Here is a 12,589-nt window from a genome sequence, read left to right as displayed (position 1 = left end):
GGAGCCGAGGATGGATCATCTGGTGTTCGGGACGCCGGACCTTCGGGCGACGGTGGAGGAGTTCGCGGCGGCGACCGGGATCCGGCCGGTCGACGGTGGGCGGCACGTGGAGCTCGGGACGCGGAACCAGTTGGTCGCCTTGGGGCCGGCGTCGTACCTGGAGATCGTCGGGCCGGACGTCGACAACCCGAAGCCGTTGGGGTCGGCGCCGTTCGGGGTGGACCGGTTGGTGCGGCCGCGGCTGGTGACGTGGTGTGTGCGGCCGCCGTCGGTCGAGGAGGCGGTGTGGGGCGCGCGGATGGCGGGCGTGGACTTCGGCGCGGTGCGGACGGTCGGGCGGGTGACGCCGGCGGGTACGGCGTTGAGCTGGCAGGTCGCGACGCTCGATCCGCCGCCGTACGACGGGATCGTGCCGTTCCTGATCGACTGGGGGACGACGCGGCATCCGGCGACCACCGGGGCGCCGACCGTCGAGCTGCTGGGGTTCCAGGCGACGCATCCGAAGCCGGCCGACGTCACCGCGGTGATCGAGGCGCTCGGTATCAGCTTGATCGTTACAACAGGACCGCCTGCGCTGGAGGCGACCGTTGCCGGACCCGCGGGGACCTATCTGCTCCGGTGATGTCTGTCCCGCCCGGAACCGTTCGTCGGTGGGGTAGACGAGAGGAGAAGGCATGCTGCGAGACGTCAACGATGTCGACTTGTGGGTGGAGACCTTCGGAGACCCGGCGGATCCACCGGTCCTGCTGATCGGGTTGCACTGGCCCGACGAGCTGGTTGACCAGCTTACCGGGCGGTACGTCGTGCGCTACGACCTGCGCGACACCGGCCGATCGGCGTACGACGACCCCGACGCGCCGAAGTACGACCTGCGGGACCTGGTCGCCGACGCGGCGGGGCTATCGACGGGCCGGCGCATGTGGTGGGGATGGGGGTCGGCGGATTCGTCGCGCAACTGCTCGCCCTGGAGCACGAGGTCGCCTCGCTGACGCTGGTGTCCACCCGAGCGGTCGCGCCCGGCCCGGTCGACGCCGATCTGGCGGACCACGACCAGGCGGTGATGGGGCAGCTGTTCGGACGCCCGATGCCGGACTGGACCGACCGGGCCAGCGTGGTCGAGTACATGACCGGGTCTGCGCGGCTGCTCGCGGGTTCCCGGGGGTTCGACGAGGACGACGTACGGACGACGGCGGGACGGATGTTCGACCGGGCCCGGAAGTCGGCGGCGGCACAACGCGCGAGCCACCTCGGGACCGCGTTCGCCGCGATCGACTGCCGGCCGCGTTGGCGCGAACGTCTCCCGGAAATCACCGCGAAGACGCTGGTGATCCACGGCGACGAGGACCCGTTCTTCCCGCACCAGAACGGCGTCGCCCTGGCGGCCGAGATCCCGAACGCGACCCTGCTCACCCTGCCCGGCATCGGCCAGGGACTGCCGCGGAGCAGCTGGCCGACCGTCGTACCGGCACTCCTCAAGCACACCGCCTGATCTACGCGGGTGGTCTCAGGCGCTCTGGAGCTGATAGCCGACATTGCGCACCGTCACGATCAGCTCGGGCCGGATCTTGGATCGCAGCCGGCCGACGCAGACGTCGACGACATTGGTGGACGGATCGAAGTCGTACCCCCAGACCTCGGACAGCAGCTCCTGCCGCGAGCAGACGACGTCGGGATTGCGCATCAGGTACCGCAGCAGCAGGAACTCGCGCTTCGGCAACGCCGTCGGCCGCCCGTCGACCAGCAGGTGCCGCGCCTCCAGGTCGAGCACCAGGTCGCCGACCTGCAACTGGTTCGCCCGCCGGTTCGACGCGTCCTCGCCGAGCCGGGCGTGGACCCGCGCGATCAGCTCCCGGATCGCGAACGGCTTCGCCAGGAAGTCCACCGCCCCCTGCTCCAGGCACCCGATCCGCAGCTGGACGTCTGTGGTCGCAGACAGGATCAGCACCCGGAACCCCGGATCCTGTGCCAGCAACGCCGCCAGCACCGCCGCACCGTCCATCCCTGGCATCACCAGATCGAGCACGACCAACGCCGGCCGCTGCTCCAGCGCCAGCCGCAGCCCCTCCAGCCCGCCCGTCGCCCCGCACACCTGGTACCCCTCGGCCTCGAGCACCCGCCGCACGAGCCGGATCAGATCCGGCTCGTCGTCAATCACCAGAATCTTGGTCACCCGTGCCCCCTCAGGAAGATGACCCCACCCAATTGGCGCCATTCTCGAATCTCCCGCCCGCCCACGGAACCCCCTGGGGCACTTTCGTTCCTGCGCCGCCCGGCGTGCCAGGTGCGTGTCAGGGCGGTGCCAGCGCGGTTTGGCATGCTGTTGGGGTGGGTGAGATCGAGGTGATGGGTGGGGTCGCGGTCGAGAGCTTCGGGGCCGGGCCGGGGGTGGTCGTGGTGCCGGGGACCAATCGGCGGGCGCATCATTACGAGGCACTGGCGCGGGCGTTGGCCGGGGCGCACACGGTGCACGTCGTCGAGCGGCGCGGGCGCGGGGAGAGCGCGGCCCGGGGTACGTCGTACAGCGTCGAGGCCGAGGCCGACGACGTACTCGGGGTGCTGGAGCGGACCGGGGCACGGGTGGTGTTCGGGCACAGCTACGGCGGGCTGATCGCGCTGCACGTCGGGTTGCGGCAGGCGCTGGACGCGCTGGTCGTGTACGAGCCGGGGGTCAGCCTGGACGGGTCGTTCGACCTGAGCTGGATCGAGGCGTTCAACCGGAAGGTCGCCGACGGGCGGTTCGTGTCCGCGATGACGACGTTCCTGAAAGGCGCCCAGCTGCTGCCGTTCCGGGCGACCCCGTTGCTGTGGGCAATCTCCGTGCTGCTGTTGTACGGCCGCGAGGAACGGGACCTGATGCCGCTGACGCCGGCCGAGCTCAACGAGATCGCCCGGCTCGACTCCGACGGCAGCCGGTACGCCCGGATCGCGGCCCCGACGCTGCTGCTCGGCGGCACCAAGACCCCGGCGTACCTGACCGGCGTCCTGCCGCAACTGGCGAAGATCCTCCCGAACGCGGAGTACTCGATCCTCCCCGGCCTCGACCACAACGCCCCCGACGAGACCGCCCCGGACGAGGTCGCCCGCCAACTCCGCCAGTACCTGGTCCGCCGCAGCCGTTAGCCTTCCGGACGTGGACAGGCCGGTCGGGGAGTTGCTGCGGGAATGGCGTCGGCGGCGAAAGCTGAGCCAGCTGGAGCTGGCGATCCAGGCGGACGTGTCGGCGCGGCACGTGAGCTTCGTGGAGACCGGGCGGACAACACCGAGCTGTACGACGAACTCGTTGCCCACGGCCCCGTCGTACCCGCGCTGCCCGATCCGGCCGAGATCGCGCTCCCGATCCAGCTCCGGCGCCGCGGTGTCGAGCTGTCCTTCCTGACCGCGGTCACCACGTTCGGTACGGCGTTCGATGTCACGCTGGAGGAGGTCGCGGTCGAGACCTACCTCCCGGCGGACGCGGTCACGGCGGCATACCTAACGCAGCGGGCGGAACGTCCGTCGTAGGTCGTCGGTCCATTCCGTTGGCAGCTCCCACGGTATGAAGTGGCCGCCGGTCGGGTGTGCGGTGATGTTGGTGTGGTTGTACCAAGGTGCGCGATCGCCGGCGAGGAAGTGCTGGACGCGTTCGTCCGGGGTGTGGACGCCGGGCGGGTCCTCGTGGCCGACGAACGTGATGCCGGTCGGGGCCTCGATGACCGGCGTGCGGTCGTGTGACGGGGTCCACGGGTAGCGGTTGTTGTTCGCGTACGTGCGGATCGACGTGTCGATCGCGTTCCCGGTCCAGAAGATCGTCGCGTGCGTGAGCAGTTCGTCGTCGGTGAACGCGTCCTCGCTCCCCGCCCAGCTCAGCCAGCGTTCCATGATCCATCCGAGCATCCCGACCGGCGAGTCCGCGAGACCGTAGCCGAGGCTGCTCGGGTGCAGGACGTGCGCCGCGAGATGCGCCGCGAATCGGCGCTCGATCTCGACGATCCGGTCGTGGATCTCCGGCGGAAGTCCTTCCGGGATCGGGTTCCCGCCGCTCAGGTCCCAGCCGCGGTCGCCGTTGAACAGCGTCAGCTTCAGCGCCGACCCGATGTGGATCCCGTACAGCTCGTCGGCGTACTTGTGCCCGAGTTGCCCGCTGATCAGCGCGCCGACGTCGCACCCGGCCGCGGCGTACTTTCCGAACCCGAGGACGCCGGTCATCAGCTCGTGCCAGACGTCGGCGATCTTCCAGTAGTTCATGTCCGGCGGCGTCGGCGTCGAGTACCCGAACCCCGGCAGCGACGGCACGATCACCTCGAACGCGTCGGCTGGATCACCGCCGTACGCCGCCGGGTCCGCGAGCCGGTCGATCACCTTCGACCAGTGCCAGAACGTCCACGGCCACCCGTGGCTGAGGATCAACGGCACCGGATCCGGCCCGACGCCCGGCCGGCGCAGGAAGTGCACCGGTACGTCGCCGACGTCGACGCGGAAGTGGTCGTAGGAGTTGATCGCGCGCTCGGCGGCGCGCCAGTCGTAGCCGTCGGCCCAGTACTCGACCAGTGGTTGCAGCCGGGTACGGCGTACGCCGTAGAAGCCGTCGTCGTTGCCCGCGTCGCGGGGCCACTTGGTCGCGCGGAGACGGCGGCGGAGGTCGTCGAGCACCTCGTCGGAGACGGCGATCGGGGTCGGGATCATCGGGGGTCCTCTGCGATTTCGGTCAGCCGGTGGAGTACGTCGATCGAGCCGGCGAGTACGGCGCGCTCGGCCGGCGTCAGGCGGTCCACGAGCGCGGTCAGCTCGGCGACGCGGTTCGCGTGCCGGGAATGCACGATCTGCCGGCCGTCGCGGGTCAGCGAGAGCAGGCTCGCGCGGCCGTCGGTCGGGTCGGGGGCGCGCTGCAGCAGGCCGTCCTGCTCGAGCTTCGCGACCAGGCTGGTGAGCGCGGGTTGCTTGAGTTGCTCGGTCGCGAGCAGCGCGGTGAGGCGGAGTGGGCCGTTGCGGTCGAGGGTGTGCAGGACCGACAGGGCGGAGAAGTTGAGCCGGCGCACGGACGGCAGCCGGATGAAGATCGTGTTGAAGTCCTCGATGACCGTGGTCAGCCGGTCGACGTCCAGATCACTCACGGACCCGACTATACATCGATTTTCGATGTTACTTGCTGAGGGTCACTCCGGAGACCGTGAACGTCGTACTGCCCGACTTGAACGTGAGCGCCGCCTGCGTCGCGCTGTCCGGCAGTTTGCCCTTGAACGTGATCGTCCCGTGCTCGCTGCCACCCGCGTCGATCCGGCTCGGCCAGGAACTCTTCCCCGGGTCGGCGCGCAGGGCGGTGCCGTCGGCGGCGGTGAACGTCGTACCGTCGATCGGGATCGAGAACGCCTGCTTGCCGCGGTTCGCGACCTGGACCTCGATGCGGGTGAAGTGGCTGGTGTAGGTGACGTTCTCGACGGTGACGGTGATGCCCGACCCGGACTTCGCGACGGGCTTCACCAGGCGGTCGGCACCGGATTCGTTGCCGGTCAGGTAGCCGGCGACGTACTCCGTCCCCGCGGTGAGTGCGAACCCACCGACGCCGATGCCGACAAGGACGACGCCGATCGCGATCAACACCGAGACGTCGAAGCGTCCCGGGCGCTGCGGTTTGGGCGCGGCCGCGTCGATCAACGCGAGCACCATGCCGGCCACCAGCGCAATACTCGGCGCGATCAGCCACCGGAGCATGCCGCCCGGTCCGGTGGAGAAGAAACTCGCCACCAGATTGACCACCAGCCCGACAACAACAATCCCACCCGCCACCACCAAAACCCGAGGCAACCGAACGGTCCCCACCGCCTCAGGATCCCCATCACCCTGCCGAACACCCCGCCCCGGGGACCGCCCATCCGCCTCTTGCCCAGACCGCCCACCCAGCTCCTGCCCGGGCAGGTCCCCTTCAGCCTCCTGGCCGGCCTGCAACCCGCCGGCCTGCTGCCCTTCCACTTGCTGGTTGGCGAAACCATCGCCGCGGCGATCACCGGCTGGAGCCCGCCGATCGGTCGGCCCGGGCCAACTGTCCGACTCGTTCCAGTTGGACTCCGACTGATCGATCTGCCCCGAAACCTCCCACGGGGACCGCACCGGCTCCGGATTGTCCGCCGACGGATAAGCCGCCCAAGGCGCCCCATCCCGCCCCTCAAACCCAGGCACAAGCCCAACAGGCCCGTGCCCGACCTCATCACCAGCCGAGTAGCCGTCAGCCGGTACGCCGGAGCCTTCACCCACAGCCGAGCCACCTGCCGCGAACGGGTTCCCACCCGCCTCGCCTGCCGAGTAGCCGCCCGCGGAGCCCTCGCCACCAGCGTCGTACCCGGGATAGTCGTCTGCCCGCACGCCGGATCCGTCAGCCGAAGCCGCACCGCCCGCCGCGAACGGGTTCCCGCCCGCAGCGTGCGCCGGGTATCCACCCGCCGGGTAGTCGTCCGCTCGTACCGCGGATCCGTCACCCGCAGCCGATCCGCCTGCCGTGAGCGGGTTGTCGCCCGGGGCGTGTGCCGGGTAGCCACCCGCCGGGTAGTCGCCTGCTCGTTCAGCGGATCCGTCAGCTGCAGCGGCGCCGCCTGCTGTGAACGGGTTCTCGTCTGCATCACCCGCTGGGTAGACGCCCGCGTGTACGCCGGAGCCGTCGCCGCCAGCCTCCATCGGGTAGCTGTCTGCCGGTACGCCGGACCGCTCACCTGCCGCCGATCCGCCCGCCGCGAACGGGTTCCCGCCCGGGGCGTGTGCCGTGTATCCACCCGCCGGGTAGTCGTCTGCTGGTACGCCGGACCGCTCATTCGCAGGTGAGCCGGTCGGCGTGAACGGGCTGTTGGTCTGGGCGCCCGCGGAGTGGTCGTTCGGAGGTGCGTCGGAGGGATCGCCCGCGGGGTGGTCGTCCGCGTGCAGGCTGGGTTGTGACGCGGGGGTGTCCGTTGAGAACGGGTGTCCGCCTGCGTGAACGGGCGGGTTGTCGTCCGTCTGCGCGGGGAAGGCGCCAGACGGGGCTGGCTCGGCTGGGGAGGCGGCAGGTCCGGAGAGGGCGGCCACGGAGGCGGCGGCCGGTCCGGAGGCGGAGGCCGCGGGCGCGGCGGCGGCGGGTGCGGGGGCGGCGTGGGTGGGGGGTGCTGGGGGTGGGGTTGTGGGGGATTGGGGGATGGTGTGGAAGGTGAGGATCGAGCGGCCGATGTGGATTCGGTCGCCGGGGTTGAGGGGGGTGGGGGCGGTCAGGCGGTGGCCGTTGAGGCCGGTGCCGTTGCGGGAGGCGTCGTGGAGGGTCCAGGTGGTGGACTCGCGGGTCAGGCGGGCGTGGATGCGGGAGATCTGGTCGTCGGCCTGGAGGCGGATGTCGGCGTTCGAGGCGCGGCCGATGGTGACGGTGGTGGCGGTGGGGGGCAGTGGCCAGCGCTGGTCGCCCAGGGACAGCACGAATTCGGTTTCCACTTGCTCCCCAGCGGCGTCGTCCTGGTCGCGATCCGTCGGCGCCGCGCGAGGCGTCGCACCCCGCGGCAGCCGGCTCGTCTGCGCGATTCTGCCATTCACACCTGCCCCAGGACACCAGCAGTTCGCTGACTGCGCAACTTGACGACTGTGTGCGTCGGAGACCGGGCGGGCCGTGATGATTCTCAGCTTCGCGGGGCCCATGTCAGCGCTTGGTAGCGATGACAACGCGGTCAGTTGTCATCGGCGTGCCAACGGCACGACAGCGCCTTGCTCGCCCCGGGCGCCGGACATAGTGTCTCGCCGCGCGATTCATCGGGATCGAATGGAAGGGGACTGTCCGAGGCAGCTCCCGAATGAAGCGGCCGGAGGTTCCAGGCGGCGTGGTGCACCCCCTGCAGTCCGGCTCAGCGCGCAACCCGCCCAGCACCTTTCGCGAAGGGACCACCATGTCTCAGCGTTCCCGCAAGCCTGCCGCCAAACTGGCAATAGCCAGTCTCGGGGTTACCAGCCTCGCCGCGGCAGCACTCGCCGGACTCGGTACGTCGGCCGCAGGCGCCGCCCCGAGTGCGGCCCCGCCGCCCCGTCCGTCAGCTGCGCAGTCGAAGGCGTTCGCCGCCGGCTCCGCGTCCTCGCTGGTGGCCGGCCGGCCGAGCGCCCTGCACGCCTCGAAGGACGACAAATTCACCGCGAAGCCGGTGATCTCGGACCAGTCCGGGCTGCAGTACGTCCCGTACGAGCGCTCGTACAAGGGTCTGCCCGTGGTCGGCGGCGACTTCGTCGTCGTGACCGACAGCAGGGGGGCCGTGAAGTCCACCTCGGTCGCCCAGACCACCGCCGTACCGGACCTGTCGACGACCGCGAAGGTGTCGGCCGCCGCCGCGAAGCAGTCCGCGAACAAGCAGCTGAAGGTGGTCAAGTCCTCGACCACGCCGACGCTCGCGGTGTACGCGCTGAACGGCACCCCGAAGCTCGCCTGGGAGTCGCGGGTGAGCGGCAGCAACGGCAAGGAGCCGTCGAGCCTGTCGGTGTACGTCGACGCGCAGACCGGCAAGGTGCTCGGTACCAAGGAGCACGTGATGTTCGGCAACGGTACGTCGGCCTGGAACGGCCCGAACCCGGTGCACCTGGACACCACGCTGTCCGGCAGCACGTACTCGATGAAGGACCCGAACACCACCAACCTGTCCTGCCAGGACGCGGCGAACAACACCACGTTCACCGGTCCGGACGACAACTGGGGCAACGGGACCGCCACGGTCAAGGAGACGGGCTGCGTCGACGCGCTGTTCGCCGCGCAGACCGAGAAGAAGATGCTCACCGACTGGCTCGGCCGCAACGGTATGGACGGTTCCGGCGGCGCCTGGCCGATCCGGGTCGGACTGGCCGACGAGAACGCGTACTACGACGGCTCGCAGGTGCAGATCGGCCACAACTCCGCGAACCAGTGGATCGGCTCGATCGACGTGGTGGCGCACGAGATGGGTCACGGCATCGACGACCACACGCCGGGCGGGATCTCCGGCAACGGCACCCAGGAGTTCGTCGCGGACACGTTCGGTGCGGCGACCGAGTGGTACGCGAACGAGCCCTCGCCGTACGACACGCCGGACTTCCTGGTCGGCGAGCAGATCAACCTGGTCGGCAGCGGCCCGATCCGGAACATGTACAACCCGTCGGCGCTCGGCGACCCGAACTGCTACTCGAGCTCGATCCCGACCACCGAGGTGCACGCGGCCGCCGGCCCGGGCAACCACTGGTTCACCCTGCTCTCGCAGGGCAGCGGCGGTTCGCCGAACGTCCCGACCTGCAACAGCTCGTCGGTGGCCGGGCTGGGCATCCAGAAGGCCATCAAGATCATGTACAACGCGATGCTGATGAAGACCAGCAGCGCGTCGTACCTGAAGTACCGCACCTGGACGCTGACCGCCGCGAAGAACCTGTACCCGGGCAGCTGCGCCGAGTTCAACTCGGTCAAGGCGGCGTGGGACGCGGTGAGCGTACCGGCACAGTCGGGTGACCCGACCTGCTCCGCCACCGGCGGTGTCACGGTCAGCAACCCGGGCAACAAGACCGGTACGGTCAACACGGCGCTGACGCCGTTCACGCTGACCGCGTCCGGCGGCACCTCGCCGTACACCTGGTCCGCGACCGGCCTGCCCGCCGGTGTCACGATCGGCTCGTCGACCGGCACGGTGTCCGGTACGCCGACCGCGAGCGGCACGTTCAACGTCACCGCGACGGCGACCGCGAGCGCGGGTGGTTCGGGTTCCGCGCAGTTCACGATCACCGTGAGCGGCGGCACCGGCAGCTGCTCCGGCCAGAAGCTCGGCAACCCGGGCTTCGAGACCGGTACGGCGGCCCCGTGGACGGCGTCGACCGGCGTGGTCGACAACACCACCTCCCAGCCCGCGCACAGCGGTTCCTGGAAGGCGTGGATGGACGGCTACGGCCAGACGCACACCGACACGCTCAGCCAGTCGGTGACGATCCCGGCCGGGTGCTCGGCGACGTTCTCCTTCTACCTGCACGTCGACTCGGCGGAGACCACCACTTCGACCGCGTACGACACGCTCACGGTGAAGGCGGGCTCGACGACGCTGGCGACGTACTCGAACCTGAACAAGGCGAGCGGTTACTCGCTCAAGTCGTTCAACCTGTCGTCGTTCGCCGGCCAGACGGTGACGATCAGCTTCAGTGGCAGCGAGGACGTCTCGCTGCAGACCTCGTTCGTCGTGGACGACACGGGCCTCAACCTGAGCTGACCTGAAGAACAGAACCGGCCGCCGCACCGCGTGAAGGTGCGGCGGCCGGCGCTTGTCTAGCCGAGGGCCATCTGTGGTTCGCCGTTGACCAGGCCGGTGCCGGCGATCGTGCAGGTACCGCCGCGATTCTGGGTGTAGGTCTGGCGGACGCAGTTGCGGAGTGCGAGCTGGGCCCAGTAGTTCGGGTGCAGGGACTCCTGGATGTAGTAGTTCGAGCCGACGGTGGTGACGGTGCGGATCTGGTTGATCCACTCGGTCCTGTCGACGGCGGCCGGCTGCTTCCAGGAGCTCAGGCCGACCTCCTCGTACAGGCCGACGCCCTTTTCGCACAGCCGGCGGCCGTTGAACGCGGACTGGAGTTCGAGCAGCCGGGTGTTGCCGAGGCCGGACTGGCCGATGGCGTCCCGGACGGTGTTGTTGATCGTGACGAGCGCGGTGCTGTTCGCCCAGTCGGCGTCGGCGTTCCAGAAGCCGCAGCCGCCGGTGCTCTGCCGGGTGTAGCCGCTCTGGCTGTACCGGAACCCGCTGGCGGACGGGATCGGCGACGGATACGTCTGTACGACGAGGTTCCACGATGTGTCGCCGTACCCGGCGTTGCGCATCGCGGTGCGCAGGTTCTGGAACGCGGTGACGATCTTGGCCCGGACCGCGGTGATGTTCGAGGTTGTGAAGTTCGCGACGACCGACGAGTCGTCCTTGCAGTAGTCCGGGTTCCAGGACGGCGACAGCAGGAAGTCCTGCACGCACTGGCTGACGATCGACGCGAAGTTGAAGTCGTTGCCGCCGATCGAGACCACGACCTGCTTGACGTTGTGGGTCGCCGCGAACTGCTGCAGCATCTTCGCCTGCCCGAGATGCCCGGCGCCGTCGTCGTAGAAGTCCAGGCCCGGCTTGAAGTAGTCGCCGGTGCCGGTCGTGGTGCGAGCGCCGGAGCAGGCCAGGTTCAGCCCGCCGACGCCGCCGCCGACGTACGCCTCGGCCGACTGGCTGCGGTGGCAGCGCGGGATCTGCTCGGCGGTGTGGGCGGCGTTGTCGTAGTACGCGGTCGCACCGAGCGCGTCGGCCGGTGCCTCGGAGTCGTTCGAGCTCCCGGCCCAACGGCCGGCCTCGCCCGAGATGTAGGAGTCCCCAACGGTCACGACGTAGGGCGTCCCCGACCCGGGACCGTCGGCGTGCGCCGGGGGAGCGACCAGCCCTAGGCCGGTCAAGGAGAGTAGGAGAACTGCTGCGGACACTCGACGACCTCTGGTTCCAACCACCGGAAGGCCTCTCTCGCCGGAGTTAGGTGATCGGTTGACCACCGACCAGATACTTCCCGGTAACAATGCTGGGTAGACACAGCGTACTGGCGCGTTTGCGCGCTGTCACTGCTGTGTCAAGCCGGCCGAGGGGGTGGAGCGGGTTGTTTGCTGAGTGGCGGAGGTCCGGCGGTCGGGCAGGATGGGGCCCATGTCCACGCCTGGTCCGCAGTTGCCGGTCGGCACGCAGGTGGTCGTGCGGGTCGCGGGGCCCGACGATCGGGGTGGTACGGCGCAGCGCGGGGCGACCGGGACGGTGGCGGGAATCACCGCGGACGGGCGGTACACGGTGCGGCTCGTCGACGGGCGCGAGACCGTCGTGCGGCGGGATCAGCTCAGTCTTCGGACGGCGTACCAGGACGAGGCGCTCGGACTGGAGCAGCCCGACGGCGACCGCCTGGTGCGCGAGCACACGATCTACGCGGCCGTGGTCGGGTCGCGGGCGTTCGGGCTGGACACGGACGGGTCGGACACGGACACCCGTGGGGTGTACGTGGCGCCGACGGAGGCGTTCTGGTCGCTCGTGAAGCCGCCGATGCACGTGGACGGTCCTGAGCCGGAGTGGTTCTCCTGGGAGGTCGAGCGGTTCTGCGAGCTCGCGCTCAAGTCGAACCCGAACCTTCTCGAGGTCCTGCACTCACCGCTGGTGGTCCGGCAGACGCCGCTGGGGGAGGAGCTCACGAACCTCCGGCGGTCCTTCCTGTCCCAGGTGGCCTACCAGACGTACTCCGGCTACGTACTCAGTCAGTTCAAGAAGCTCGAGACGGACTTCCGCCGTGACGGTACGCCGAAGTGGAAGCACGTCATGCACCTGATCCGGCTGTTGCTGTCGGCCCGCGAACTGTTGCTGGAAGCAACCCTCGTCGTCGACGTCGGCCCACACCGGGAACGCCTGCTCGCCATCCGGCACGGCGAGGTTCCGTGGGACGAGGTGGAACGCTGGCGCCTGCAACTACACGCCGACCTCGACCAGGCCCTGCGGCACACGGTGCTCCCGGCGACGCCAGACGTGGCAACCGTCGACAACTGGCTGCGATCGGTACGAAGGAGAAGCCTCGATGACGCGTGACATACGGCAGCTCGACTACGCCGAACCTGGTTCGAGAA

Annotated in this window: 12 protein-coding genes; 7 read left to right on the top strand and 5 right to left on the bottom strand. The window is 69.6% G+C overall.

The window, feature by feature from the left end:
- Positions 1-10 precede the first annotated feature (10 nt).
- From ACXJJ3_RS13625 to ACXJJ3_RS13615, 3 genes are read left to right on the top strand one after another with little or no spacing between them, the layout of a single operon-like run.
- A complete protein-coding gene (locus ACXJJ3_RS13625; protein ID WP_458170382.1) occupies positions 11-622 on the top strand; it encodes a VOC family protein in 612 nt (203 codons plus the stop codon).
- Between the two features lie 52 nt (positions 623-674).
- Positions 675-989 carry an alpha/beta fold hydrolase gene (locus ACXJJ3_RS13620; RefSeq protein WP_458170381.1) on the top strand — a complete coding sequence of 105 codons (315 nt, stop codon included), beginning with the start codon at positions 675-677 and terminating at the stop codon, positions 987-989.
- Complete coding sequence (locus ACXJJ3_RS13615) at positions 929-1,489, top strand: alpha/beta fold hydrolase (RefSeq protein ID WP_458170380.1); 561 nt, start codon at positions 929-931, stop codon at positions 1,487-1,489. Before ACXJJ3_RS13620 ends, ACXJJ3_RS13615 begins: the two co-directional genes overlap by 61 nt.
- Positions 1,490-1,504: 15 nt before the next feature.
- Here the strand turns inward: ACXJJ3_RS13615 and ACXJJ3_RS13610 are convergent, their stop codons facing one another.
- A complete protein-coding gene (locus tag ACXJJ3_RS13610) occupies positions 1,505-2,170 on the bottom strand; it encodes a response regulator transcription factor (RefSeq protein ID WP_458170379.1) in 666 nt (221 codons plus the stop codon).
- A 155-nt stretch (positions 2,171-2,325) separates the two neighbouring features.
- Here ACXJJ3_RS13610 and ACXJJ3_RS13605 point away from each other — a divergent pair, with 155 nt between their 5' ends.
- Positions 2,326-3,120: an alpha/beta fold hydrolase gene (locus ACXJJ3_RS13605; protein ID WP_458170378.1), complete on the top strand. Its 795-nt coding sequence runs from the start codon at positions 2,326-2,328 to the stop codon at positions 3,118-3,120.
- A 10-nt stretch (positions 3,121-3,130) separates the two neighbouring features.
- Positions 3,131-3,376: a helix-turn-helix domain-containing protein gene (locus ACXJJ3_RS13600; RefSeq protein WP_458170377.1), complete on the top strand. Its 246-nt coding sequence runs from the start codon at positions 3,131-3,133 to the stop codon at positions 3,374-3,376.
- A 95-nt stretch (positions 3,377-3,471) separates the two neighbouring features.
- Here ACXJJ3_RS13600 and ACXJJ3_RS13595 read toward each other — a convergent pair whose 3' ends face one another.
- Genes ACXJJ3_RS13595 through ACXJJ3_RS13585 form a run of 3 tightly spaced genes read right to left on the bottom strand, consistent with a single transcriptional unit; the run spans position 3,472 to position 7,422 of the window.
- Positions 3,472-4,662 carry an epoxide hydrolase family protein gene (locus ACXJJ3_RS13595; RefSeq protein WP_458170376.1) on the bottom strand — a complete coding sequence of 397 codons (1,191 nt, stop codon included), beginning with the start codon at positions 4,660-4,662 and terminating at the stop codon, positions 3,472-3,474.
- Positions 4,659-5,090, bottom strand: a complete 432-nt coding sequence (locus ACXJJ3_RS13590) for a MarR family winged helix-turn-helix transcriptional regulator (RefSeq protein WP_458170375.1) — start codon at positions 5,088-5,090, stop codon at positions 4,659-4,661. The genes ACXJJ3_RS13595 and ACXJJ3_RS13590 overlap by 4 nt, the downstream gene beginning before the upstream one ends.
- Before the next feature lie 28 nt (positions 5,091-5,118).
- Positions 5,119-7,422: an FHA domain-containing protein gene (locus ACXJJ3_RS13585; RefSeq protein ID WP_458170374.1), complete on the bottom strand. Its 2,304-nt coding sequence runs from the start codon at positions 7,420-7,422 to the stop codon at positions 5,119-5,121.
- Positions 7,423-7,868: 446 nt separating this feature from the next.
- On the opposite strand from ACXJJ3_RS13585, the gene ACXJJ3_RS13580 reads away from it, so the two are divergent.
- A complete protein-coding gene (locus ACXJJ3_RS13580; protein WP_458170373.1) occupies positions 7,869-10,184 on the top strand; it encodes a M4 family metallopeptidase in 2,316 nt (771 codons plus the stop codon).
- A gap of 56 nt (positions 10,185-10,240) precedes the next feature.
- Here ACXJJ3_RS13580 and ACXJJ3_RS13575 read toward each other — a convergent pair whose 3' ends face one another.
- Positions 10,241-11,392, bottom strand: coding sequence for a hypothetical protein (locus ACXJJ3_RS13575; RefSeq protein ID WP_458170372.1), 1,152 nt, complete (start codon positions 11,390-11,392; stop codon positions 10,241-10,243).
- A gap of 241 nt (positions 11,393-11,633) precedes the next feature.
- Here ACXJJ3_RS13575 and ACXJJ3_RS13570 point away from each other — a divergent pair, with 241 nt between their 5' ends.
- Positions 11,634-12,551: a nucleotidyltransferase domain-containing protein gene (locus tag ACXJJ3_RS13570; protein WP_458170371.1), complete on the top strand. Its 918-nt coding sequence runs from the start codon at positions 11,634-11,636 to the stop codon at positions 12,549-12,551.
- The last annotated feature ends 38 nt before the right edge of the window (positions 12,552-12,589 follow it).

It is taken from the genome of Kribbella sp. WER1 (assembly GCF_054189145.1).
The sequence above is the reverse complement of the archived record's forward strand: the minus strand, read 5'-3'. Positions and strand labels throughout refer to the sequence as shown.